The following is a 24,457-nucleotide window of genomic DNA, read 5'->3' as shown; positions in this document are numbered from 1 at the left end:
TCGTGGACCGTCCCAGTTCACGCGAACGACTGAATTATCTGGTCCGGGGTGCTGTGGCCTTCGCCGTGGCCCTCGGTGTCGCGGCGGTGATGGTGCTGCGCGGTACCGGCGCGCTCGATCGGACCGAGGACGTCTTCGTCGAGGTGCCCTCCGCAGTCGGCCTGGTCAACGCCGGAGCACCGGTCCGGTATCTCGGCGTCGACATCGGCCGGATCGCCTCGATCGAAGCCGGCGCCACCGAATCGCGGGTGCGACTGGCCGTCGACATCGATGCCTCCCGCACGATCCCGTCCGACGTCCTGGCACGCGTGGTGCCCCGCACCTTCTTCGGCGACATCTACGTCGAGTTGGTGACCGATCCGGCCGAAGAGAATGCCGCGCGCGGCAGTTCCGCGCGCACCGAGGCGGTCGCCCTCGCCGACGTCGACTCGATCGCCGTCGACACCGGCCCCGAGGCCGTCGCGATGTACGACGTGTTCACCCGGATGTCGAGTGTGCTCGAGCAGATGCAGCCGCAGGAGATGGCCAAGGCCCTCGACGCGCTCGGGCGCGCCCTGGACGGCAACGGTGAGACCATCGGACGCACCATCGACCGGCTCGCCGCGACCACCGACCAGCTCACTCCGTCGCTGAACGAGTTCATCGACGCGACACCGCAATTCGTCACGGTCATGGAATCGCTCCAGACCGCGACCCCGGATATGGTGGGCATGCTCTCCGCCGCGACCGAGGTCTCCCGGGCCATCGTCGAACACCGCGGCGACCTGGCCGACACGATGGGAGCGGCGACTCTGCTCGCCGCCTCCGTCGACGGATTCACCGGCCCCCGACTGGACACGATGATCACGGTCACCGACTCGATCGGCACGATCCTCGCGACCACCGGCGCCGATCCGGACGGCCTCTACGCCACCCTCGCGAACGCGGAGACCTTCGGCGCCGCCGGTGCCCGGGTCTTCGGCAGCGGCCGGTTCGACATCACCGCCGTCCCGACCTTCGCCGGCCCGCTGCCCTACACCGCTGCGGACTGCCCCAGTTACGGGTCCCTCACCGGCGCGAACTGCAACAGTCCCGGCAACGGCTCCTACAGTGCCGCCAAGCCGGTGATCAACGCGGCCGCCGAGGCCGGCCCCCTGCAACTTCTCGAACAGCAATTGCGCGGCGAGCCCGCCGCGGCGCCGGCGGAACAGGACACGGCGGAGCCGACCGGACCGCACGCCGCGGTGACGGCGCTGCTCGCCCCCCTCTTCCGCGGAAGCGAGGTACGGATTCCGTGAAACTGACACGACTCCAGGTCTCGACCCTGGTCGGCTACTGCACCATCGGCGTCGTCTGCAGCACCCTCGTCTACAACGCGCTGGCCGTGCCGGTGCGGGGTGCCAGCGACAACTACGTCCTCGAGTTCACCGATGTCGAAGGGCTCAACCCCGGCAACCCCGTGACCCTGTCCGGGGTGCGGGTGGGCCGGGTCGACGCGGTCGACGTCGCCGACACCGACGACGGTCGCGCGCTCGCCCGCGTCACCGTGGAGGTCGAACGCGGACGCACCCTCCCGAAGGACGTCGAGGCGTCCGTCCGGTACGGCGACATGCTCGGCGCCCGTTATGTGGCGCTCACCCTGCCCGAGGCGGGGGTCGCCGCCGGATCCGACGGCACCGAGGCGGGGGTGCCCGCCGAATCCGACGGCACCGAGGTGCTCGAACCGGGAGGCGTGGTGCCCGTTTCGCAGACCACCCCGCCCATCGACCTCACCGCCCTGATGAACGGCTTCCGGCCCCTGTTCGAGTCGTTGCCCCCGCAGGAGGTGAATGTCCTCGCCCGGAACGTGGTCGACACCTTCAACGGCCGAGACGACGCGGTCGCCCGGTTCCTCGACCGGGTGGCGGTGCTGTCGACGCAGCTCGGCGACCGCGAACACATCCTCGGCGAGGTCACGACGAACATGAACCGCATCCTTGGTTCGCTCGACAACCGGCACGACGAACTGCGCGACCTCACCGACGGGCTGGCCGCGCTCAGCGCCTCGGTGGTGGGGGACGGGCAGCAACTGGCCGCCTTCCTCGACACCGGTGCGCAGAGCGTGTCCGCACTGGCGGACACCATCGCCGACTCGCAGGGCGCCTTCACCCGCAGCCTGCAGCAGTTCGGCGCCGTCACCGACCAGTGGATCGCGTCGACACCCGAGTTCGAGCGCATGCTCGCCGGCCTGCCCGCCTTCGCCGACAACATCAACCACACGGGGCAGTACGGCAGCTTCATCAGTCTCTATCTCTGCAATTTCACCCTGAAAGCAGGCGACGCGGAAGTGAACATCTTCGGCCCGACCCATTCGCCGGTGTGCTCATGATGACCCTCACCCGAATCATCGATCTGCTCGTGCGTTTCGTCACCGCACTCGGTGGCCGCATCGGCCGGGTGCCCCAGTTCGCGGCCTGGACGGTCGTCGTCGTGGTGGCGGTCGCCGGTGTCTCGCTCGTCGCGGTGGGCATCGCCTACATCGACGATCTCGTCCACGTCCTCCGAGGCGACGCAGCCTCGGCAGCCGGGGGAGGGGCACTCACCCGATGATGTTCCTCGTCAAGCTCATCGACGTCTTCGTCGGTGCCCTCGAGTTCCTGTTCGGTGGTGGCCGACGGCAGAACACCACCCACATGCCGCTCGTGCTCGGCACCATCGGAATCTTCGTCCTCGTCGTCGGACTCGGTGCGGCCGTGGGACTTCCGCGGGTGTGGTACCAGGTGCGCACCGAGCCGTACACGGCCGAGTTCGCCAACGCCGCCGGACTCGCCACCGGCGATCCGGTCTACGTCGCGGGCGTGCCGGCCGGGCGCGTGGAGGGCATCCGGCTCGCCGGTACCCACGTCGACGTCGACTTCCGCCTCGACAAGCAGCGCGCCGTGGGCAACACCTCCACCGCATCGGTCCGGCTCGAAACCGTCCTCGGCAAGCGGTATCTCGATCTCCGTCCTGCCGGGGTCGACGACGGAGCGAACCGGATCCCGCTGGCCCGCACCACCGTTCCCTACTCGCTCGACAAGATCGGAGCCGGCGCCGACGCGGTCGCCGAGGACCTCGACCTCGACGCGATGACCGAGATGATGAGCACCCTGTCGCAGGTGCTGCCGCGGGAGAGCGACGAGCTCGAACGTGCCCTCACCGGTATCAGCGCCGCCTCGACCGCGTTCTCCCGGCACGGCGAACAGTTCGACCAGCTCCTCGACACCGCCCGGAAACTGTCGGAGATGGCGGTCGACCAGCAGGACATCCTGGTGCAGAACGCGGTCGACGCCCGCACCCTCGTGCAGACCCTCGTCGTCCGCAAGGACACACTCACCCGGCTCGTCGAGAACCTGCGGGTCGTCATCGCGACCATGTCGGAGACGCTCACCGCCAACCGCGGCGACGCCGACCGCCTCGTCGCCAACCTGGTGGAGGTCTCCGGGACCCTCCAGCGCAACGCCGACCGGATCGGCCTGCTCATGGACCGCCTGCCCCCAGCCCTGCGCACCGTCACCGATGCCACGGGCAACGGCTCGTGGGCGGACGTCGTCACCCCCGCCACGGTCCTTCCCGACAATCTTCTCTGCGCGATCGGAGTGATGCAAGAATGCCGGTGACCTCGACACCGACGAGAACCTCGCGACGGAAGAAGATCGTCGCGGCGACCCTTGTCCTACTCCTTCTGATCGCGTTGCCCGCGTGGTACGTCTTCGGCCGCACCGACCGCAGTCACACCGTCCACGCCGACTTCGAATACGTCAACGGCATCTACGTGGGCAGTACCGTCGCCGTGCTCGGCGTGGAGGTCGGCACCGTCACCGACATCGAACCGCAGGGAACGTCCGTGAGAGTGACGATGACCGTCCCCGACGAGGTGACCCTCCCCGAGGACGTCTCCGCCTACGTGATGAGCCCCGCGATCATCAGCGAACGCTACGTCGAACTGGGGCCCGCCTACGACGGCGGTCCCACCTTCGCCGACGGCGGTCCCACCTTCGCCGACGGCGGTCCCACCTTCGCCGACGGCGGGGTGATTCCGAAGAACCGCAGCCACTCGCCGATCGACATCGACAACATGCTCGACAGCCTGTCCACGATCATCGAGACGATGGGACCGGACAACGCCGACCTCGGCGCCGTCCTCACCAGCGGAGCCGATGTGTGGGAGGATCGCGGCGCGGCCTTCCACGACGCCATCGCCGATCTCGCCGCCGCCACGGGCGTCGTCGGGGCATCCAGTGAGGACTTCGCACTGCTCGTCGAGAACCTTTCGGCACTGCTGCGCGCCCTCGACGAACGGTCGGTGGGTCTCGACAGCATGGTCACCGATCTCAGCGCGCTCGCCGGGGTCTGGGAGGAGAGCGATCTCGACGTCACCGAGCCGTTGCAGCAACTGCAGGTCGTGTTCGACGAGGTCGACACCTTCGTCGCGCAGCACCAGGAGAGCTTCGGTGCGATCTCCGACAACCTGAAGGTCATCGGCGACACCCTCGGCGAGAACCCTCAGGGTCTGGCCGAGTTCATGGACCTCGTCCCGCTGATGATGGAGAACCTGACCGACACGATCGGCCCCGACGGTCGCGGCCGCATCCGTCTGAACATCTCCACCGCGCTGACGCAGTTCGCGGTCGCGGCCCCGCTGTGCGCGGAACATCCGCTCCCGCTGTGCACGGGAGCCGGCTTCACCAACCCGATCTCCTTCCCGATCAGCGCCTCGGATCCGCTCGGCATCGTCAGCGCGGTCACCGGTGGACAACCAGGAGGTAACCCGTGAGCTCAGCTTCTGCAGCGTCACCTCGTCACTCCGTGACGCGGGTCCTGGCCCTCGTCGGTGCCGCTCTCACCTGCGCGACGGTGGTGTCCGGATGCGGCTACGGCATCCAGGATCTTCCCGTCGGACGCTCCATCGGCGGTGGCGACTTCGAGGTCACCGTGCAACTGCCGTCCGCGGACGGCCTGGTCCTCGGCGCCGACGTGCGCTACGGCCAGCAGATCGTCGGCCGCGTCGCCGGACTCGACACCGCACCCGGTGGCGCCGACGTGCGGGTCTCGCTCGAGGAAGACCTCGAGGTGCCGTTCGATGTCCTCGTCTCCGTCGAGATCCCGTCCGCGCTCGGCAGCCCGTACCTGCGACTCGTCCCGCCTCCGAACCCGAGTTCGTCGCTGCTCGCCCACGGTGACGTCGTATCGGAGCAGAACGTCGACCTCGGTCCCCGGGTGGAGACGATGCTCGCCGCGCTCGGCAATGTCGTCAGCGGCAGCGGACTGACCCAACTCGAAACCGTCGTGCGCGAACTCAACGTCGCATTCAACGGCCGATCCGGGAGCGTCCAGGCCCTCGCCGACACCGCCACCGAGATGATGACCCGCGCGATCGACGAACAGACCTCCTTCGACCAGGCCATGACGCTCGCCGCCGACGTCACCCGACGGATGGTCGAGGAGGAGGAGATGTTCGACCGCTATCTCGTCGAAACCGCCGGCGCCGTCGATGTCCTGGTGGCCCAACGCGAGAGTATGGCCTCCCTGCTCGACGCCACCACGCGCCTGGCGGCGAACGTCAACGAGTTGACCGCCGCGACCCCCGACGGGGCCGGCGGACTGTTGCGCGACGCCGACACGATCACCGCCACGCTTGCGTCGTTCAACGACCGCATCGGCACCGCCCTCGCCAACATGAACGCCTTCATGGCCGCCTTCGACAGTTCCGTCCGCGGCGACTACCTGGTGTTCGACGGTGCCCTGGAGATCCCGGAAAGCCTCGACACGATCTTCACCGGCGGGTATTTCACCGGTGACTTCACCGGATTCGACGACGCGTCCGCACCGGCCTCGCTGGAAGAACTGCTCGGAGGGGAGCGATGAAGAAGATCGTCGTCGTCCAGCTGGTCCTGTTCGTCATCACCGCGCTGACCGTGGTGCCCTACGGCATCTACTACATCGTCGGACCCACCGGTGTCGGCGACCGCATCAACATCCACGCCACGGTCGACAACGCCCTCGGTGTCGGCGAGGGCACCGTCGTGACCTATCGCGGTGTCCAGGCGGGCATGGTCACCGGTATCGGATTCGACCCCGAGACCCGGCGTGCCCGCCTCGATTTCGCGCTCGACGGTGATACCCGTATCCCCGTCGACTCCTACGCCAAGATCACCCAGGGCACCATGGCCGGCATGCTCAACGTCGACATCTTCCCGCGTGTCGACCACGGCCCCTATCTCACCGACGGCGACGAGATCACGATGCCCGCCGAGGAGCAGCCCACCCAGATCTCCGAAACCCTCGCCCACACCGCCGATCTGCTCGAAACCATCGACCCCGCGGTGATCTCGACCGTCGGTCAGGAGCTCGGCAGCGCGTTCGAAGGACTCGGACCCGACCTGGCCCGTCTCGTCACCGACGCCGACCGGATCTCCGCGCAGCTCGCCGAGGACGCGCCCGCCCTCGCCGAACTGCTCGATCGCGCAGCCGGATTGACGGGCACCATGGCCGAGAACTCCACCGAGTTCGTCGACGGGATGGCGTCGGCGCGGACCGTCGCCGAATCATTGCAGGCCAACGAGGATCGCATCGCCTCGATGATGGCCACCGGCCCCGACGCGATGCGCCGTGCCGACGAGGCCATCGGCGCGAACCAGGAGTCGTTCTCCGCGGTGCTCGCCAACCTCGGCGCGGTCGGTCCGGTGATCTCCGACCGGTCCGCGGCGCTGCGCACCGGTCTGGACGCGATTCCCCGCGGCCTGGCGGCACTCGAATCGATCGTGCACGGCGACCGCGCGGACTTCGCCCTGATCGCTACGCAGGGACCGGCCTGCTACTACGACAATCCCCGTCGCGCGCTCGGCGACACGTCCCCGATCGAACCGAACCTCGACTACTACTGCCCGCCGGGCCAGGACCTCGAGCAACGCGGTTCCCGCAACGCACCCCGTCCGAACGATCTCGGGCTCGGAGGCACCATCCCGGGCACGGTGATCGGACCGCCTGTCGTTGCCGATCCGGTCCTCATCCCGAGCGGCACCGAACTGCTCTACTTCTGGAAGAGTCTGCTGGAAGGCAACACCCATGGCACACGATGACACCGGTACGGCAGTCCTCGACAAGGCTCCGGTCCCAGAGTCCACGACCGTCGAACGACGCTCGTCGAAGCCCCGCGGGCTGGTGGTCGCGTTGGTCCTCTCGATCAACGCTCTGCTCGTGATGCTGGCAGCACTCGTCGTGGTCCTCGTCGATCACCGCACCGACGAGCAGGCCGCACAGGAGGCGGTGGCACTGGCGCGCGAGTACGCCGTGGTGATGTCGACCTTCGACTACCAGAACCTCGACGCCAACCGCGAACGGATCGCGGAGATGTCCACGCCGGCCTTCGCCGAACGCTACGGATCGATGGTCGACGCATTGCGTGAACTCGTCACCGAGGGACAGGGGAGCGCCGAAGCGCAGGCGCTGCACGCAGCCGCCGAGCACGCCGACGGCGACACCGCCACGGTGCTCGTCTTCGCCGACCAGAACGCCACGAACGTCTCGACGCCCGACGGGGGCACCTCGCGTTTCCGCATGGTGTTCTCCCTGGTCCGCATCGACGACCGCTGGCTCGTCGACAACGTCGAAACACTCTGACCCACACCACGAGGAGACACGCGATGCCCACTCCCTATCTCGACGACCTGGACCGGGAACCGGTACTGAGCTCGCGCCGGACCCGTATCGCCATCACCAGCGGCCCCAACCGGTGGAGTCGCAAGCAGCACAAGGTGTCCGACGCCGTCGACTTCTGGTCCTTTGCCGGGGCCGCCGCGAACGTCATCATGCAGCTCGGCTGGCCCGAGGTGGCGTACGGCGTCATGGAGAGCAAGGTCGAATCCGGTTCGCTGGTCAAGCACCCGTGGAAGCGGGCCCGCACCACCGCCACCTACCTGGCTGTGGCGATCCTCGGCAACGACGAGGACCGCAAGGCCTACCGCGAGGCCGTCAACGGTGCCCACCGGTTCGTGCGATCCGACGAGAACAGCCCGGTCAAGTACAACGCGTTCAACCGCGAACTGCAGCTGTGGGTCGCTGCCTGCCTGTACATCGGCATCGAGGACATGTACCAGCTGCTGCACGGCAAGCTCGACGACGAGCAGCTCGAGGAGTTCTACCGCACCGGTTCCACCCTCGGCACAACCCTGCAGGTCACCGAGGACATGTGGCCCGCGACGCGGGCCGATTTCGACAGGTACTGGAACATCGCCTGCGAGCGGGTCGTCTTCGACGAGACCACCAAGGCGTACTTGATGGACCTGGTCGATCTGAAGATGATCAACTGGCCGATGCGCCTGATGTTCCGGAATCTCCTGCGTTTCCTCACCATCGGGAGCCTGCCCCCGATCTTCCGGGAAGCGCTCGACCTGGAATGGAGCGAAGCCGACCGCCGACGCTACGAGCACTTGTTCGTGTTCGTCTCGTTCGTCAATCGGTTCATCCCGCGTTTCCTGCGGCACGGCGGAAGCGAAGCGCTCGTCGCCGATCTGCGTCGCCGCGTCAAGTCCGGTCGCAATCTGATCTGACAGGCGCATGACCGTTCCAGACACCGACATCGACCCGGACGGGTTGTTGCGGCGCTACCTGCACGACCGGCGTTTCCTGCTCGCCCTGCCGCGGGCGGTGGCGCTGCAGATGCTGCATCCGGCGATCGCGGCGGGCATGGACCACTCGCGGACGCCGCGCCGGCTCTGGTTGCACAAACGCCGGACGGTGCCGGTGCTCGTCCGTGCCGCCTACGACGACCGGCACATCCGCCCGATCGTCCGGTTCGCGCACGAGGACGTGAAGGGAACGGACGACCTCGGCCGCCGGTACCACGCGCTCGACCCGGATGTCTTCTTCTTCCAGCACGCGACCTACGTCGACACGCTCGTGACGATGATCGACGTCTTCGTCCGTCGCCTCGAGGTGGGGGAGAAGGAGGCGCTCTACCTGGACAGTTGCGCGTGGTACCGGCGTTACGGCATCTCCGATCGGCGGATGCCGCAGGACTGGGCGGAGTTCACGGACTATTTCGACGACACCTGCGCCTCGGTCCTGGCCCGCACACCCAGCGGCGACCGCTACCGCGACCAGATCTTGCGGCCCCGCGACTGGGTGCAGCGCGGGATCCCGGCCCGGGTCGTCCGCGCGCTGCTGCACCCGGCCGCGCGCACGCTGTGGGAGGTCGACGTCGGCGCCGCCGATCGACGCGCACTCACGGCGTATGCGACGTACCGGCGCCTGCGTCGAGGACCGATCACGCGGTAACCGCACCGCGGATCGACAGAACGGATCATCACCCGGCACCGCGTCGGGTCCATCAGGAGGTAAGTGTGGGAGTCGAGGTTTCCGTCGAGGGGCTGACCAAGTCCTTCGGCTCGCAACGTATCTGGCAGGACGTGACGTTGACGTTGCCGGCCGGTGAGGTCAGTGCGCTGCTCGGTCCGTCGGGTACCGGTAAGTCGGTGTTCCTCAAGTCGTTGATCGGTCTGTTGCGCCCGGAGGAGGGCTCGATCGTCGTCGACGGCACCGACATCCTGCAGTGCTCGAGCAAGGAGCTCTACGAGATCCGCAAGCTGTTCGGGGTGCTGTTCCAGGACGGGGCGTTGTTCGGGTCGATGAACCTCTACGACAATGTCGCCTTCCCGTTGCGCGAGCACACCAAGAAGACCGAGTCCGAGATCCGGCAGATCGTGATGAGCAAGCTCGAGCTCGTCGGTCTGCTCGGCGCCGAGGACAAGCTGCCCGGGGAGATCTCCGGGGGGATGCGCAAGCGCGCCGGCCTGGCCCGCGCGTTGGTGCTCGATCCGGAGATCATCCTGGTCGACGAGCCGGATTCGGGTCTCGATCCGGTGCGCACCACCTACATTTCGCAGACGTTGATCGATATCAATGCGGAGATCGATGCGACGATCCTGATCGTGTCGCACAACATCAATCTGGCGCGTACGGTGCCGGACAACATCGGGATGTTGTTCCGTCGGCAGTTGGTGATGTTCGGTCCGCGTGAGGTGTTGTTGACCTCGGATGAGCCGGTGGTCAAGCAGTTCCTCAACGGCACGATGATCGGTCCGATCGGGATGTCGGAGGAGAAGGACGAGGCGACGATGGCGCACGAGCAGGCGCTCGTCGAGGCGGGTCATCATGCCGGTGGTGTCGATGATGTCGAGGGGATCGTGCCGCAGATGCAGGCGACGCCCGGGATGCCGGAGCGGCAGGCGGTGGCGCGTCGGCAGGAGCGGGTGCGTTCGATCCTGCACACTCTGCCCCCGGCCGCCCAGAGCGCCATCCTCGAGGACATGGATTCTCAGCGTCGAACCACGGCGTTCACGGGGTCCGACGCGCCCACCGAACTGATCCCGGTGGTGCTGCGTTAGATAGGGGACGACAGCGACGGCCGGGGCATCTGCCGGCCGGCCAACCGAGCGACGAGTTCCGCGCGACTACCCGCTCCCGTCTTCGCATAGACGGATTTGAGGTGGTCGTGCACCGTGTTCGGCGTGATGCCCCGGTGCCGAGCGATCTCGGCCGTCGACAGTCCGCTCAGCACGTCGGTGCACACCTCGCACTCGCGGGCGGTCAGCGCGTACGCGGCGAACAGCATGTCTGTGAGCTCGCTGTCGGCCGCGGGTTCGATGGTGACCGCCGTGCGGGATTCGTCGCCGTCGGTGCTCAACGGCGCTGCACGGACGACGATCCAGCCTCCACCCTCGTTGCGGATACGCGCCCGGAACACTCCGGTCGAACTCGCCCGAGCTCCGAACGTTGCCGCCCGCAACAGCAGTGCCAATCGCACGGGACCGGCGAGCCGCTCCTCCCATGCCCGCGCCGCGACCGTCGATGCGACCGGCTCACCCGCTGGATCCGTCACGATCACGGCCGGTCCCGGATCGGCTCCGGGGCGTGCGCGCAGGGTGTGGACGGCGGCCGCCCGGGTCGCGGCCGCCACCGCCGGCGCGACCATCGTCAGGAACTCCAGCTCCCGATCCGTGAAGTCCGGTCCCGATCGGACGAAACCGGCCGATCCCCAACACAACCCGTCCACCGTGAAGACGACCCGCACCTCACGGTCGAGTCCGAGTGGGCGCCACACCGCAACGTGCCGGAGGCTGTGGGCGAGTTCGGTCGACGGTAGATCCGAGGCCCGCACCACCGTTCGTCCACTGCGGGCGATGTCTGCGAACGTCGCGGGATCGTGTCCACCGCATTCCGATTCGGCGAGTAGTGGCTCGTACTCACCGGGAATGCGGTTGCGCCCACTGGTCATCGAACCGAACGCCAGGGTCAGGGGATCGAACAGCGCCCAGCACGTCAGCTCGCTGCGTACGGTGCGATCGACCAGTTCGATGGCACGCTGGTGCAGTGCGGTGACGCCGGCGCCGGTGCCCGCGAACTCCAGGATCTCGCGGCGTAGCCGCTCCGCCCGCACTTCGAGCATGAGCCCAGTATGCGCCGGATCCGGGAAACGGGAGCATCCCCGATTCAGGGGATGGTTCGGCTGCTTCCCGGTCCCTAGCGTCGCAAATGTGTCCACGATTCATCTCGAACGGGCCGGTACCGGCAGGCGATTGTCGATGCCGGACGCCGTCGTCACCGTCCTGTCGTCCGGTGAACACACCGGCGACGCCTACGAGCTCATGCTGGTCGAGGCCCCCTGCGGCAGCCCACCGCCCCTGCACTCCGAGCCTTGGCCCAAGACCTTCCACCTGCTGCGCGGCCGGATCCTCGTCCTGCTCGACGGTGAGGGCTGCGAACTCGCCGCCGGTGACACGCTCACCATCGAGGCGGGAACGATGAACAGCTTCTCGGTCCTCACCGACGATGCGGTCTTTCTCCTCGTCTGTTCCGGGACCGGGATGAGCGGCTTCTTCACCGATGTCGACGCCTTGGCGAAGCAGTACCTGCCCGAGGATGCGCTGATGAGCAGGTTCGGGCAGATCGCCACCCGTTACGGCATCCGATTCGCCGAGGAGGTCTCGCCATGATCGTCGTTGCGCAACTCGCGGCCCTCGTCGCCGCCGCGGTGCACCTGCTGGCCTTCGTGTGGGAGACGATCCTCTTCCGCCGTCCGAGCATCCACCGGGACGTGTTCCGCATCCCGACCGAGGACGTCCGGCCGGTGCGGATGTGGGCGTTCAACGTCGGCTTCTACAACCTCTTCCTCGGCTCCGGAGCGCTCGCCGGGGTGATCCTGTGGTGGACCGGCCACGAGACGCCGGGCCGCACGCTCGTCGTCTACACGTGCACATTCATGTTCCTGGCCGGGATCGCATTGTTCGCCTCGGATCGGATGGCGATGAGCCGTCCGCGGGGAGCCGGGGTGGTGGGGTCGCTGTGTCAGAGCGTTCCGTCGCTGATCGCGCTCGTAGCACTGGCATTCGCGTAGAAGCGGCGCGACCGACGACTGGGTGGTTCGAGCCCCGGAAAGCGGGGGTGAAGCCACCCAAGTCGGCGTTCGTTCGCTCTGAGCCACCGCTAGTGTCGACCGCATGGCTCTCCTGTACGACGCCGAGTTGTCTCCCACCAAGGTCGAATTGCTGCGGGACTGGCTGCCGCGGACGTCCTTCTATCGGGGTGGCGAGTCCAGCGTCGACCGGCTCGGTGCCTTTCGGTTCAATGATCCGGCCGGTGAGGTCGGTATCGAAACCCACCTCGTGCGCGACGCCGACGGTGTCGTCTATCAGGTGCCCTGGACCTACCGTTCGGCGCCGCTACGTGAAGGTCGATCGGTCGGGGAGACGGAACATTCGGTGCTCGGACACCGCTTCGTCTACGACGCGACGACCGATCCCGTCTACATCCGGCAATTGCTCGTCACGATCTGTGCCGGCGGAAGCGAAGCCGAACAGTATGTCCACGTCGAGGGGGACGAGCCGAGGAAGGTCGCCGGAACTGTTCGGGTTCAGGGAAGTGGTGCCGAGGGCATCGAGGTTCCCGCAATCACGAGACTCGATGTAACCGATGATGGCGAGGGTCGGACGTGCATCGACACAGCGGGTATCACGATCGCTGTGCACCACTTACCGGCGGGCGTAGCGCTTTCCGGCCGCACCCTGATGGGCGCTTGGAAGGGTGGCAGAGGTGTGCTCGCATCGATCCGATGATCGACCTCGTCCGACGAATGCCGCCGAAGGCAACCTCTCCGTGACGCCCGCGCACCTGCAGTCGCATGCTTCTGTTCGCTTCGAGTGGGGCCTGTCCGGAGCGGTTGCTCTCGGGGCCTCCGACATCTCGGTCGTGGTGGACGTGCTGTCGTTCACCACGACGCTGTCGGTCGCCGCGGATCGTGGAATCGAGGTGTTGCCGTACTGGGCGAGAGACGATTCGGCCGCCGAGTACGCCGCGCGACATGATGCCGTCCTGGCGGTCGGGCGTAGCCGAGCGGAGGCGGGGGAGGTGAGCCTGTCTCCGCGCACCGTTCGCGACGCCGACAACCTGCATCGCCTCGTTCTGCCCTCGCCGAACGGGTCGTCGATCGCATACTTGCCGGCTACGTCGTCGACTGTCGTCGTCGGAGCGTGCCTGCGCAATGCCACTGCGGTGGCAGCATGGATCGCGGAAGTACTGTCGGAGGGTGCGACCGTGGCAGTGATCGCCGCCGGCGAGAAGTGGCCCGACGGGTCTCTGCGACCGTGCGTCGAAGATCTGTGGGGTGCGGGCGCGGTGCTTGCCGACGTGTTGGTTCGGCGTCCGGAACTGACCGCGTCGACCGAGGCCGAGATGGCAGTGGCCGCCTGGCATGCAGTTCGAGGCAATGTGAACTCGTCATTGGAAGCATGCGCATCCGGTCGGGAGCTGATCGACATGGGATACGAATCCGATGTCGCCGTGGCGGCGGAGGTCGATCGGAGTGCGACCGTGCCCGTGCTCGTCGGCGATCGCTTCGTGGACCACAGTGGATAGACGATTCGGGTGGCTTCGACCTCGCTTTCCGGGGTCGAAACCACCCGAATCGCAACTATCGGTCCAGGTCTTTCTCGTCCGAGCCGCGCACGGCGGGAATGGAACCGAATCGCCCGGCCTGGAAGTCCTCCATCGCCTCGATGATCTCGGCCCGGGTGTTCATGACGAACGGACCGGCCATGACGACGCGTTCACGAATCGGCTTGCCGCCGAGCACGAACACCTCGAGGGCGTCGGTGCGCGAATCCTGCGTCGCGGCAGCAGAGATGGTCAGGCTCTCGCCCCTGCCGAAGACGGCGGTCTGTCCGGTCCGGATCGGGCGGTGTTCCGGTCCGACCGCGCCATCGCCGGCGAGCACGTATGCCAGCGCGTTGAATTCGGGGTTCCACGGCAGGGTGACGCTCGCTCCCGGTGCCACGGTGGCGTGCAGCAGGGTGATCGGCGTGTGCGTCGAACCGGGGCCGCGGTGCCCGTCGAGCTCTCCGGCGATCACCCGGATGAGCGCGCCGCCGTCGGCCGAGGACAGCAGGGCGACCTCGCCGCCGCCGATGTCCTGGTACCGCGGGGCGACGAACTTCTCGGCCTTGGGCAGGTTCACCCACAACTGCACGCCGTGGAACAGTCCACCGCTGACCACGAGGTGTTCCGGTGGTGCTTCGATGTGCAGGATGCCGCTGCCGGCGGTCATCCACTGGGTGTCACCGCCGCCGATGGTGCCGCCGCCTCCGTGGGAGTCGCGGTGCTGCATGATGCCGTCGATCATGTAGGTGACGGTCTCGAAGCCGCGGTGCGGATGCCAGGGCGTGCCTTTCGGTTCGCCGGGTGCGTAGTTCACTTCGCCCATCTGATCCATGTGGATGAACGGATCGAGGTACTTCGTCTCGATGCCCGCGAACGCACGGCGGACGGGGAAGCCTTCGCCTTCGAAGCCGTGCGGAGCGGTGGTCACCGACAGGACAGGACGCGAGAGCGCGTCGGGTGCGGGCTCTTCGACGCGGGGAAGAGCGAGAATGTTGTCGACGGTTACGGCGGGCACGGTAACCCCTCTCGGTCATGTAGTTGATTTGTCAACTACCTTACTGCACTCAACCGCCGTCCTCCTCGGGTTGTTCCCACCCGAGGTGCGCCGCATCCACGACTTGACCCTGACGCAGCGTCAGGGTCGATGCTGAAACCATGAGGATCAGCGACTTGGCCCAGGCCGCAGGAACCACCGTTCGCGCCGTCCGGCATTACCACCGGCTCGGGCTCATGCCCGAACCCCCACGGACACCCAACGGATACCGGGACTACGAACTGGCCGACCTGGTGCGCCTGCTGCGTATCCGCTGGCTCGCCCAGTCGGGTGTTCCACTGGGTTCGGTGGCGACCGTCCTCGGTGGCCACGTCACCGACAGCGACGACCACGACGCCGAGTCCGACCTCACCGCAGATCTCGAGTCGCTGCTCGAGGCGGCAGATACTCAGATCCGGACGCTGCAGGTCAAACGTGAGGCACTCGCCGCGATTCTCGAGCGTCACCGCGCCGGCGACCGACTCTCGCCCTTGCCCGCGCCGATCGTCGACGCGTTCGACGAACTCATCGACGGCGAGGACGACCCGCACACCCGGACGTTGTTCGTGCGCGAACGCGACAGCTGGGAGATGCTCGCCCTCACCGGGCAGGCATCACCGGAGTATCTCGACGCCCTGCGAACCCTGCTCGACGACCCCGAACAACGGCACGCCATGGTCGCCGTCTACCGACGCTTCGGTGCGCTCGCCGGGCAGGATCCCACCGCGGCGGCCGACGAGATCACCGCCGTCATCGAGGGCATGACCGCGCTGCTCGACGACATCCCGATCATGGTGGAGGTGCTCGGTTCGTGGGCGGCCGAGGCGGCAACGGCTCTCGAATCGAACACCGAAGTGCTTGCCGAGTTCCTTCCGGACCCGGCACAGCAGGCCGTTGCAATCGGGTTCGTCCGGCGCGTCGCTGCACAGTCGGGACCGCCACAGGACGGAGTGCAGGCATGACCGAGCGCACCGTCCGGCTCGCCCACCGAACCGCCCTCGTCCTCACCGTGGTGGTGGCCTGTACGAACGCCGTCCTCGCCGCGTTCGGTGTCCTCACCCCGGCGACCGCGCTGAAGTTCTGGCTCGGATTCGAGCTACCTGTCGGGATCCTGGTGCTGATCGTCGGCGCATTGCGCGTCCGAGTCCTGCGCCGATCCGGAACACCGTGGGCAGGGGTGCTCGACGAACTCGTCGGCCGCGTGCCCGCGACCCTGATCCGCGCAGAGTTGAGAAGCTACCGCGCACTGTGGTTCCTGATACGACGGCGTCGCGTCGGCGCCGGACCTGAGGTGACGACGATCGGCTACACCCGCGGCACGATGAGCGTGCCGATCGCGTGGCTCGTGGCCTCGGGCATCGAGATCGCGGTGGTCCACATACTCGTGCCCTGGGAATGGCTGCGCTGGACGTTGCTGATCGTGTCGGTGTACTCGCTTCTTCCCCTCGTGGGGTGGCTCGCGGATCGTGTCGTCAACCCGCATCTTCTGACGCGGGACGGCCTGGTTCTGCGCTCCGGACATCAGGTCGTGGCCCATATCGACGCGGACAACCTGCAGCAATGCGTCCCGCGCCATCGCTTCCAGCCGACGGAGACGGGCGTGGACGGCGAGGTGCTGTTCCTGCCCGGACCCGACGGCACCAACCTCGACCTCATCCTCGCGGAACCCGTCGAGGCCCTGCTGCCGGCCTTCTTCGAACACCGCCGCCGTCCGGCACTCGTGAGCCGGTTCGCGATCCACGTCGACGATCCCACAGCGGCGCGCCGAGTGCTCGACGCCGCCCTCCTCGCCTGACGCGACGAGGGTGAAATCGACGATTTCGTCCACCGAATCCGTTCCACAGGTGGTGACCTGCGTTTATCGTGTATGCGACGAACGGAGTCCCCGTGTCCCGCAATTCATCCCGAGCCCTCCGCGCTCGCCTCGTCGCCGCGATCGCGCTCTTGTGCGCGAGCATCACGGTCACCGTGCCCCCGGCCGCCGGCGCCGAACCGGCCTTGTGCGCGTGGCGGTTCATGTCGAACGAGACGGTGCTCAACGTGGCGTTCCCCGACGTCAACGCCACCTACTGGGTGCTGCCCTATGCGCTGGGCCCGGGCGACTCGATCGAGGTGTCCGGCACCTATCCGGCCGCGCGGTACTTCTCGCTCAACACCTACGGCACGAACTTCGACACCGTCGACACGCTGCGTGACGACATGATCGTGCCGGATCCGGGCAGCGGGAACCCGTTCGCGGATGCGACGGCGCGGAATCTTCCTCCGTCACAGCAGAAGTGGCGTGCCACCGTGGTACCCGGTCCGGCGGACCACGCGCGCAACGAGATCCGCGGGGTTCCAGAGGGGCAGAGCACCCCGGTGGGCTTCCTGATCATCCGCGTGTATGTGCCCGACGACGCCACATCTGTCAGCGGCGGCGTGCCGTTGCCCGAGGTGACCATGCGCCTCGGTGGGGCGACGATGCTCAGGCAGCCGTGCGAGCAACCGTTCGACCCGAACTCCTACACCGGACCCGTCGCACAGTTCGCGCAGGCAGGTTTCGACCAGGTCATCGCCGGTGCGGCGAGCGGTGCGTTCCCCGGTGGCACACCCGAGACGGTGTTCGTGAACCCGGCGAGTTCGTCGGGCCTGCTCCCCAACGGCGACAACAAGTATCTCGGAACGGCGCTGACCTACCAGCCGGGGCGGATCGTCGTGGTGCGGGGTAAGGCGCCGCTGTTCCCCGACACACGGGCGGGGGTGCCGGTCACGGATCCCGATCAGCAGGTGCGGTACTGGTCGATGTGCCAGAACGATCTGGTCTCGCCGTATCCGGTGGTGGCGTGTGCCGGCGACTTCGAGACCTCGCTCGATGCATCGGGCTACTACACGTATGCGGTCGCTGCACCCATCGACCTCCCCTCGGTCGCCGATCCGACCGTGACCGTGCTGCCGTGGGGCGATACCACGGTGCCGAAGAAGGTGTTGTTCCTGCGGTACATGCTGCCGTCGTCGGCCTTCTACCCGCAGTCGATCCAGGCCTCGCAGGCGACCGGTGCCGATCCCGCGACGGTGATGGGTCCGTACTATCCCGAGGCCGTGTACTGCTCCGCGACGACCTTCGTCGCCGGAGGCTATGCGGCATGCCGGGACGAAGCTGCAGGCTGACTCTCCGGGACGCACACTACGCACGAGAGTTTTCTGATAGACGAGTGCAATGAACGATGACGCCCGACGCGGCACTCCGTCGAAGGACGCGCGGGCCGCCGACGTGCAGGAACTCGTCGTGGTGGTCGGCGAGCGGATGCAGCGGCGGTCCGACGAGATCGTCGCGAGCATGGACGCGGCGATCGAATCGGCCGTCGAAGATCTCGGCGAGTCCGAACTGACCGACATGCTGCGGGCGAGTGTGGAGGGCAATGTCGCCACCATCCTGCACATGATCAGCAACGACATTCCGCTCGATCGCATCCAGCCGATCACCGCCGCCACGGAGTATGCGGTGAGGCTCGCGCGGCACGGCGTTCCCGCGGCGGCGCTGCGCCGGGCCTACCACATAGGCTCCGACGACCTGTTCAACCAGATGTTCGCGGAGATCCAGCAGCTCGATTGTGCACCCGACCTGAAACTCGAACTGCTCCATCATTTCGCCGGGTGGATGCACAAGTACGTGGACTGGATGACGCGCGTCGTGCTCGACGCACACGAAGAAGAGCAGCGGGTGCTGGTCCAGCAGTCCGAGAACGTGACGTCGGCGCTGGTGGAGCAGGTGTTGAGCGGCGGTGCATTCGATACCGAGGAGTTCGCGACGAAGACCGGTTACCGGCTCGACGGAACCCACCTCGGTGCGATCGCGTGGATCGAAGGCCCGGCCCAGGGCGCAGACCAGACGCCCACGCTCGCGACGGCGGCAGAGACTCTCACCGTCGCGGCCGGTGGGGGAGGCGCGCCCCTGTTCGTACCGGTGGATCGGCGCACGGCCTGGTTGTGGACGACGACGGCGGGTGGCACGGTCGTCGACGTGTCACGCCTTCGGACGGCTGTGCAGGCTGTCCCCGGGTTGCGCGTGGCGTTCGGGAAGCCGGGCGTCGGGGTCGCGGGATTCCGGCGCAGCCACGAGCAGGCCGAGGCGGTGCGGATCGTCGCGAGCACCGCGACCGTTCGGCACAGCCGAGCGGTGTACTACGGCGAGGACGGCATGTCCGCGACGGCGGTGCTGGCGCGCGATGTCGCGACGACCAGGCGTTTCGTCGCCGATACGCTGGGCCGGCTCGCGATCGACAGCCCGACCGCGGAGCGGTTGCGGGACACGACGCGAGTGTTCCTGCGGACCGGGGGAAGCTATGTGCAGACCTCCGAGGAACTGGTCCTCCACCGGAACACCGTGAAGTACCGGCTGCAGAAGGCGGAGGACGAACGGGGACGGCCGATCTCCGAGAACCGATTGGATCTCGAGCTGGCTCTGCACGTCTGTCATGTGCTCGGACGACCCGTTCTGCTGCCCAAGGAGAAGCGCTCGTCCGGTCGCTGAGCCGATTTTTTGTGCAGAATCGACAACGGCAGCGTGGAAGTTGGTTTTGCGGGGACGTGTCCTGGTTCGGTCCGACCGCATAGTGTCGTGCATCACAACCGATACGTGCTCGTCGGACCGAGGAGCTGTAGATGCCCGTCTCCCGCTTTCCCTTTCTCCCCTGGAACGTCCCCACCGAGGATCGCTCTCGCACGGCGGTCCGGGACGACAGGTTCGAACTCACCTACGCCCAGCTCGACGACCGAACCCGCGCTGTCGCAGCGCAGTTCGCGCGACACGGCGTCGGCGCGGGAGACATCGTCGCGATCATGCTGCCGAACCGCGTCGAACTGCTCGTCGCGATGCTCGCGGCGTGGCGTCTCGGTGCTGCCGCGACACCCGTCAATCCGGAGTTCACGGAATCGGAAGCGTCCTATCAGATCTCGGACTCCGGCGCTGTTCTCGTGGTCAAGACTTCGACCGACGCACCCGACAGGGGCCGGCCGAGCATCGCGGTGAACGATCTCGCCGACGGGGGCGACGGCCCCGAACCCGTGGCCCTGCGCGGCGACGAATTGAGCCTGGTCATCTACACCAGCGGATCCACCGGCCGGCCGAAGGGCGTGATGCTCGATCACGACAACGCCGAGGCCATGTCGTCGACGATGGCGCAGCATTTCCGTCTCACCGCCGACGACCACTGCATGCTCGTCCTGCCGCTGTTCCACGTCAACGCGATCATGGTGAGTGCACTGGCGGTCTGGCGCTCGCACGGACAGCTCAGTGTCATCGGATCGTTCTCCGCGAGCCGATTCTTCGACCACGTGGAAAAGCTCCGCCCCACATACTTTTCCGCTGTGCCCGCGATCTACGCGATGCTCGCTGCGCTGCCCGACACCGTGCGCCCGGACACCTCGTCGCTGCGGTTCGTGGTGTGCGGCGCGGCTCCGGTGTCGAAAGAACTGCTGCAGCGGTGCCACGACCGTTTCGGGTTCGTCATGGTCGAGGGATACGGACTCACCGAGGCGACCTGCGCGTCCGCCTGCAATCCCGTCGACGGCGTCCGCAAACTCGGAACGGTCGGACCGGCACTGCCCGGACAGCGGATCGGGATCATGTCCCCGGACGGTGAACTGCTGGCACCCGGCGAGACAGGGGAGGTGGTCATCGCGGGACCGACGGTCATGCGTGGCTACCTCGATCGCCCCGATGCGACCGCCGAGACCGTCCGCGACGGTTGGTTGCACACCGGGGACATCGGGATCCTGGACGAGGACGGTTATCTGCGCATCGTCGACCGCGTCAAGGACATGATCATCCGCGGAGGCGAGAACATCTATCCCAAGGAGATCGAAACCGTCCTGACCTCGGTCGACGACGTCCTCGAAGCCGCGGTCGTCGGGCGGCCCGACCCGGTCCTCGGTGAGGTTCCCGTCGCCTACGTGGTGCTGTACCCGGATGCGGCGACGACCGCCGAGGACCTCCTCGAGCACTGCCGGCGGCACCTGATGCGCGCGAAGGTGCCCGAGCGGATCGACATCCTCGACGCGCTACCGAAGAACCCCGTCGGCAAGATCGACAAACCCTCGCTCAGGCGCACATTGCAACACGCCTGACCCCATCCCTCGTCCTACCTCGACGCGAGTGCCCCTCGCGGTGATGAGCCCTGCCCACCTTCAGGAGTCACAATGGGATTCAAGACGGCAGACATGCCACCGGTCGATCCGGCCACCTACGACGACATGCCCTTCATGGAGCGCATGCGGGTGCTGGCGACCCACTGGGCCGAATACGGTTTCGGCAGCCCCAAACAGATGCACATGCTCTACGTGTACAAGCTGATCTTCTACGTTCTCGGTGGGGTGGCGGTCGTCGGACTCACCACTCCCGGAATGGGTTTCGCCGACCTCGCCGGCTGGTGGGGCGAGCCCATCGTCTACCAGAAGCTGATGGTGTGGACCATTCTGTTCGAGATCACCGGTTACGCGTCGTCCTCCGGACCGCTGGCGTTCAAGTTCAAGCCGTTCACCGGTGGCTGGCGTTACTGGACCCGCCGCGGCACCCTGCGGCTCCCACCCTGGCCGAAGGTGGTGCCGTTCACCCGCGGTGACCATCGCACCGTCGTCGACGTCGCGATCTACTTCGCGCTCCTGGCCACTCTGCTGTTCCTGCTGCTCGGACCCGGCGTCACGACCGCTGCCCTGCCGGGAAGCGAGGTCGGGTTGCTCCCGCAGTGGGCGCTGCTGACCTATGTCGGCCTCATCGTCGTCATGGGTCTGCGCGACCGCGTGGTCTTCCTGGCCGCACGCTCGGAACAGTACGTCGCCGTCATGTTCTTCTTCGGCATCTTCAGCAACCACGTCGACATGATCCTGGCCGCCAAGATCGCGCTGGTCACTGTGTGGTTCGGCGCAGGTGTCTCCAAGTTCGGTCACCACTTCACCAACGTGATCCCGCCGATGCTCAGCAACACCCCGTGGATCACTTCGAAGCGGTTCAAGCGCTCGCTCTACCGCAACTTCCCGCAGGATCTGCGTCCGTCGAAGGTCAGCTGGTTCCTCGCCCATGTCTGCGGCACCGTCGTCGAACTCGTCGTCCCGCTGGTGCTGCTGTTCTCGACGAACACGACGATCACCTGGCTCGCCATCATCGGCATGGTCATGTTCCACATCTTCATCACCTCGACCTTCCCGCTGGCGGTCCCGCTCGAGTGGAACGTCTTCTACATGTTCGCCGCCGTCTGGCTCTTCGGTGGATTCCCCGCCGGCGCCGGTTACGGGGTGGGCGACGTGAGCTCCGTCTGGATCCTCGCGCCGATCCTCGTCGCTTTCCTGTTGTTCCCGATCCTCGGCAACCTGCGCCCCGACCTGGTCTCCTTCCTGCCGTCGATGCGGCAGTACGCCGGCAACTGGGCGTCGGCCCTGTGGGCCTTCCGCGGCGACGAGGCGGAGAACAAGCTCAACGAGAACCTCACCAAGTTCAACGACAATCAGATCGACCAGCTGAGTGGGGCGTTCGGCAAGGAGGTCGCCGAGATCTTCATGCAGAAGGCGGTCGCATGGCGCACCATGCACAGCCAGGGTCGCGGCCTGATGTCGCTGATGATGCGGCACCTCGACAAGCTCGAGAACTACCGCATCCGCGAAGGTGAGTTCACCTGCACCACCCTGGTGGGCTGGCAGTTCGGCGACGGTCACCTCCACAACGAGCAGACCATCAGCGCGGTGCAGGAGCGGTGCCGGTTCGAACCGGGAGAATGCGTCATCGTGTGGATCGAATCCCAGCCGATCCATCGGAAGACGCTGGAATACAAGGTGATCGACGCGGCGCTCGGTGTCGTCGAGCGTGGTCACTATCACATCGAGGACGCGGTGTCGGCGCAGCCGTGGCTGCCCGACGGCCCGATCCCGCACACCGTCACTTGGCGGATGGCCGGCTACGAACCGGCCGGGACGGCCTACCTCCACCCGCAGGTCCGACCCGATCGTGTCAAGGTTGGAGCATGACCGACGCGGTGATAGTCGGCAGCGGGCCCAACGGGCTCGCTGCCGCCGTCGTGCTCTCCTCCGAGGGCGTACGGGTACGAGTGCTCGAGGCAGCCGAGACGATCGGTGGCGGCACGCGCAGCAGCGAACTGACCCTGCCGGGCCTGCTCCACGACGAATGCAGCGGCTTCCACCCGCTGGCCGTGGACACACCCTTCAGCCGGCAGTACGACCTCGCGGAACACGGTCTGATCTGGTCGTGGCCCGAGGTGCAGTACACCCACCCGCTCGATGGCGGACGTGGTGGCGCGGCCTACCGATCCGTGGACGACACCGCCACGGAACTCGGGACCGACGGGGCCAGGTGGCGCCGGATCTTCGGCGCGCTGACCGAACGATTCGGCGGCATCACCGAGGATTTCCTGCGCCCGATGCTGCACGTACCCGTCCATCCGGTGCTGCTCGCCGGATTCGGGATGTTCGCCGCGATGCCCGCCGACGTGCTCGCACGCGCCTGGTCCACACCCGAGGCGCGCGCCCTGTTCGGTGGGGTGGCGGCCCACGCCCTGCGGCCCTTCGGCTCGCCGATGTCCTCGGCCATCGGCGTCGCGCTGGGCACAGCGGCGCACGCCTACGGGTGGCCGGTCGCGCAGGGCGGATCGCGCGCGATCGCCGCAGCGATGGCGTCACTGATCGAGAAGAACGGCGGCACCGTCGAAACCGGGGTGCGCGTGGAGTCCCTCGACGAACTCGGCAACCCCGATCTGGTGCTCCTCGACACCGTACCCGCCGACGCCGTGCGGATCGTGGGCGACAGGCTGCCCCGCCGCACCGCCCGCGCCTACCGTCGGTACAAGCACGGGCCCGGCGCGTTCAAGGTCGAGTACGCCGTCGAGGGCACCGTGCCCTGGCAGCACGAACCGTCCCGCCGCGCCGGCACCGTCCACGTCTGCGGTTCGTACGCCGAGACGGCGGCAGCCGAACGCCAGGTGAACCGGGGGATCATGCCCGATCGGCCCTACGTCCTGGTCGGCCAGCAGTTCCTCGCCGACCCGTCGCGCTCCGCCGGGAACCTGAACCCGCTCTACGCCTACGCGCACGTCCCGCACGGGTACACCGGCGACGCGACCGAGCCGATCACCGCCCAAATCGAGCGGTTCGCCCCGGGCTTCCGCGACACGATCCGTGCCGTGCACGTGCGGACGACGACCGAGATGTCCGTCCACAACGCGAACTACGTGGGCGGCGACATCGTCACCGGAGCCAACAGTGCGGTGCAGCTCGTGCTCCGGCCCCGCCCGGCGCTGGACCCGTACGCGACCGGCGTTCCCGGCGTGTACCTGTGCTCGGCGGCGACCCCGCCGGGTGCCGGGGCGCACGGCATGTGCGGGTATCACGCCGCCCGGTCGGCGTTGGCGTACCTGCAGACCTGAGGTGATTTTCCGGGGTGAATGTGCGGTGAAGGGCCTGCGTGGCGCGCGAAACTTCGCATACGGAAATAACATTCTCCCGATATGC

At 67.3% G+C, this 24,457-nt stretch carries 24 protein-coding genes; 22 read left to right on the top strand and 2 right to left on the bottom strand.

Annotation, left to right across the window (positions count from 1 at the left end; translation table 11 throughout):
* The first annotated feature begins 2 nt into the window (after positions 1–2).
* The 11 genes from ACPCXD_RS19630 to ACPCXD_RS19580 all read left to right on the top strand — a co-directional run bounded on the left by ACPCXD_RS19630 (position 3) and on the right by ACPCXD_RS19580 (position 10,385).
* On the top strand, positions 3–1,277 hold the full coding sequence (locus ACPCXD_RS19630; protein WP_026061931.1) for an MlaD family protein: 1,275 nt from the start codon (positions 3–5) through the stop codon (positions 1,275–1,277).
* Positions 1,274–2,347, top strand: coding sequence for an MlaD family protein (locus ACPCXD_RS19625; RefSeq protein WP_423660878.1), 1,074 nt, complete (start codon positions 1,274–1,276; stop codon positions 2,345–2,347). The genes ACPCXD_RS19630 and ACPCXD_RS19625 overlap by 4 nt, the downstream gene beginning before the upstream one ends.
* Entirely contained in the window at positions 2,344–2,568 is a 225-nt protein-coding gene (locus ACPCXD_RS19620; RefSeq protein ID WP_145691663.1) for a hypothetical protein, read from the top strand. The genes ACPCXD_RS19625 and ACPCXD_RS19620 overlap by 4 nt, the downstream gene beginning before the upstream one ends.
* Complete coding sequence (locus ACPCXD_RS19615) at positions 2,565–3,617, top strand: MCE family protein (protein ID WP_423660876.1); 1,053 nt, start codon at positions 2,565–2,567, stop codon at positions 3,615–3,617. The genes ACPCXD_RS19620 and ACPCXD_RS19615 overlap by 4 nt, the downstream gene beginning before the upstream one ends.
* Positions 3,608–4,774: an MCE family protein gene (locus ACPCXD_RS19610; RefSeq protein ID WP_423660874.1), complete on the top strand. Its 1,167-nt coding sequence runs from the start codon at positions 3,608–3,610 to the stop codon at positions 4,772–4,774. The genes ACPCXD_RS19615 and ACPCXD_RS19610 overlap by 10 nt, the downstream gene beginning before the upstream one ends.
* 32 nt (positions 4,775–4,806) lie before the next feature.
* Positions 4,807–5,865 (top strand): MlaD family protein, encoded by a 1,059-nt coding sequence (locus tag ACPCXD_RS19605; protein ID WP_423660872.1) that lies wholly within the window; start codon positions 4,807–4,809, stop codon positions 5,863–5,865.
* Positions 5,862–7,079 carry an MlaD family protein gene (locus tag ACPCXD_RS19600; RefSeq protein WP_423660870.1) on the top strand — a complete coding sequence of 406 codons (1,218 nt, stop codon included), beginning with the start codon at positions 5,862–5,864 and terminating at the stop codon, positions 7,077–7,079. Before ACPCXD_RS19605 ends, ACPCXD_RS19600 begins: the two co-directional genes overlap by 4 nt.
* Complete coding sequence (locus ACPCXD_RS19595; RefSeq protein ID WP_016696344.1) at positions 7,066–7,620, top strand: Rv1363c family protein; 555 nt, start codon at positions 7,066–7,068, stop codon at positions 7,618–7,620. The genes ACPCXD_RS19600 and ACPCXD_RS19595 overlap by 14 nt, the downstream gene beginning before the upstream one ends.
* A gap of 23 nt (positions 7,621–7,643) precedes the next feature.
* Positions 7,644–8,549, top strand: coding sequence for an oxygenase MpaB family protein (locus tag ACPCXD_RS19590; RefSeq protein ID WP_016696343.1), 906 nt, complete (start codon positions 7,644–7,646; stop codon positions 8,547–8,549).
* Positions 8,550–8,556: 7 nt separating this feature from the next.
* Complete coding sequence (locus ACPCXD_RS19585; protein ID WP_016696342.1) at positions 8,557–9,276, top strand: oxygenase MpaB family protein; 720 nt, start codon at positions 8,557–8,559, stop codon at positions 9,274–9,276.
* A gap of 65 nt (positions 9,277–9,341) precedes the next feature.
* Complete coding sequence (locus tag ACPCXD_RS19580) at positions 9,342–10,385, top strand: ABC transporter ATP-binding protein (RefSeq protein WP_423660868.1); 1,044 nt, start codon at positions 9,342–9,344, stop codon at positions 10,383–10,385.
* Here ACPCXD_RS19580 and ACPCXD_RS19575 read toward each other — a convergent pair.
* Positions 10,382–11,446 (bottom strand): helix-turn-helix transcriptional regulator, encoded by a 1,065-nt coding sequence (locus ACPCXD_RS19575; protein ID WP_016696340.1) that lies wholly within the window; start codon positions 11,444–11,446, stop codon positions 10,382–10,384. The genes ACPCXD_RS19580 and ACPCXD_RS19575 overlap by 4 nt on opposite strands.
* Before the next feature lie 88 nt (positions 11,447–11,534).
* Here ACPCXD_RS19575 and ACPCXD_RS19570 point away from each other — a divergent pair, with 88 nt between their 5' ends.
* The 4 genes from ACPCXD_RS19570 to ACPCXD_RS19555 all read left to right on the top strand — a co-directional run bounded on the left by ACPCXD_RS19570 (position 11,535) and on the right by ACPCXD_RS19555 (position 13,911).
* Positions 11,535–11,993: a cupin domain-containing protein gene (locus ACPCXD_RS19570; RefSeq protein ID WP_026061929.1), complete on the top strand. Its 459-nt coding sequence runs from the start codon at positions 11,535–11,537 to the stop codon at positions 11,991–11,993.
* Positions 11,990–12,394 carry a DUF1304 domain-containing protein gene (locus ACPCXD_RS19565; protein WP_016696338.1) on the top strand — a complete coding sequence of 135 codons (405 nt, stop codon included), beginning with the start codon at positions 11,990–11,992 and terminating at the stop codon, positions 12,392–12,394. The genes ACPCXD_RS19570 and ACPCXD_RS19565 overlap by 4 nt, the downstream gene beginning before the upstream one ends.
* Before the next feature lie 103 nt (positions 12,395–12,497).
* On the top strand, positions 12,498–13,112 hold the full coding sequence (locus ACPCXD_RS19560; protein ID WP_088898599.1) for a maltokinase N-terminal cap-like domain-containing protein: 615 nt from the start codon (positions 12,498–12,500) through the stop codon (positions 13,110–13,112).
* A gap of 40 nt (positions 13,113–13,152) precedes the next feature.
* Entirely contained in the window at positions 13,153–13,911 is a 759-nt protein-coding gene (locus ACPCXD_RS19555; protein WP_016696336.1) for a 2-phosphosulfolactate phosphatase, read from the top strand.
* A gap of 55 nt (positions 13,912–13,966) precedes the next feature.
* On the opposite strand, the gene ACPCXD_RS19550 is transcribed toward ACPCXD_RS19555, so the two are convergent.
* Positions 13,967–14,947: a pirin family protein gene (locus ACPCXD_RS19550; protein ID WP_016696335.1), complete on the bottom strand. Its 981-nt coding sequence runs from the start codon at positions 14,945–14,947 to the stop codon at positions 13,967–13,969.
* A 140-nt stretch (positions 14,948–15,087) separates the two neighbouring features.
* Here ACPCXD_RS19550 and ACPCXD_RS19545 point away from each other — a divergent pair, with 140 nt between their 5' ends.
* The 7 genes from ACPCXD_RS19545 (at position 15,088) to ACPCXD_RS19515 (ending at position 24,372) form a co-directional block, all read left to right on the top strand.
* On the top strand, positions 15,088–15,927 hold the full coding sequence (locus ACPCXD_RS19545; RefSeq protein WP_016696334.1) for a MerR family transcriptional regulator: 840 nt from the start codon (positions 15,088–15,090) through the stop codon (positions 15,925–15,927).
* Positions 15,924–16,760: a hypothetical protein gene (locus ACPCXD_RS19540; protein WP_016696333.1), complete on the top strand. Its 837-nt coding sequence runs from the start codon at positions 15,924–15,926 to the stop codon at positions 16,758–16,760. Before ACPCXD_RS19545 ends, ACPCXD_RS19540 begins: the two co-directional genes overlap by 4 nt.
* Positions 16,761–16,852: 92 nt before the next feature.
* The gene (locus ACPCXD_RS19535; protein ID WP_423660863.1) at positions 16,853–18,112 is read left to right on the top strand and encodes a hypothetical protein; all 1,260 of its coding nucleotides are present in this window, start codon (positions 16,853–16,855) and stop codon (positions 18,110–18,112) included.
* A gap of 49 nt (positions 18,113–18,161) precedes the next feature.
* Positions 18,162–19,475, top strand: coding sequence for a PucR family transcriptional regulator (locus tag ACPCXD_RS19530; RefSeq protein WP_423660861.1), 1,314 nt, complete (start codon positions 18,162–18,164; stop codon positions 19,473–19,475).
* 131 nt (positions 19,476–19,606) lie between these two features.
* Complete coding sequence (locus ACPCXD_RS19525; protein ID WP_423660859.1) at positions 19,607–21,070, top strand: class I adenylate-forming enzyme family protein; 1,464 nt, start codon at positions 19,607–19,609, stop codon at positions 21,068–21,070.
* A 72-nt stretch (positions 21,071–21,142) separates the two neighbouring features.
* Positions 21,143–22,960: a DUF3556 domain-containing protein gene (locus tag ACPCXD_RS19520; protein WP_423660857.1), complete on the top strand. Its 1,818-nt coding sequence runs from the start codon at positions 21,143–21,145 to the stop codon at positions 22,958–22,960.
* A complete protein-coding gene (locus ACPCXD_RS19515) occupies positions 22,957–24,372 on the top strand; it encodes a phytoene desaturase family protein (protein ID WP_423660855.1) in 1,416 nt (471 codons plus the stop codon). The genes ACPCXD_RS19520 and ACPCXD_RS19515 overlap by 4 nt, the downstream gene beginning before the upstream one ends.
* The last annotated feature ends 85 nt before the right edge of the window (positions 24,373–24,457 follow it).

This window comes from Rhodococcus sp. AB351, assembly GCF_049538275.1.
Lineage (GTDB): Bacteria > Actinomycetota > Actinomycetes > Mycobacteriales > Mycobacteriaceae > Rhodococcus.
The sequence above is the reverse complement of the archived record's forward strand: the minus strand, read 5'-3'. Positions and strand labels throughout refer to the sequence as shown.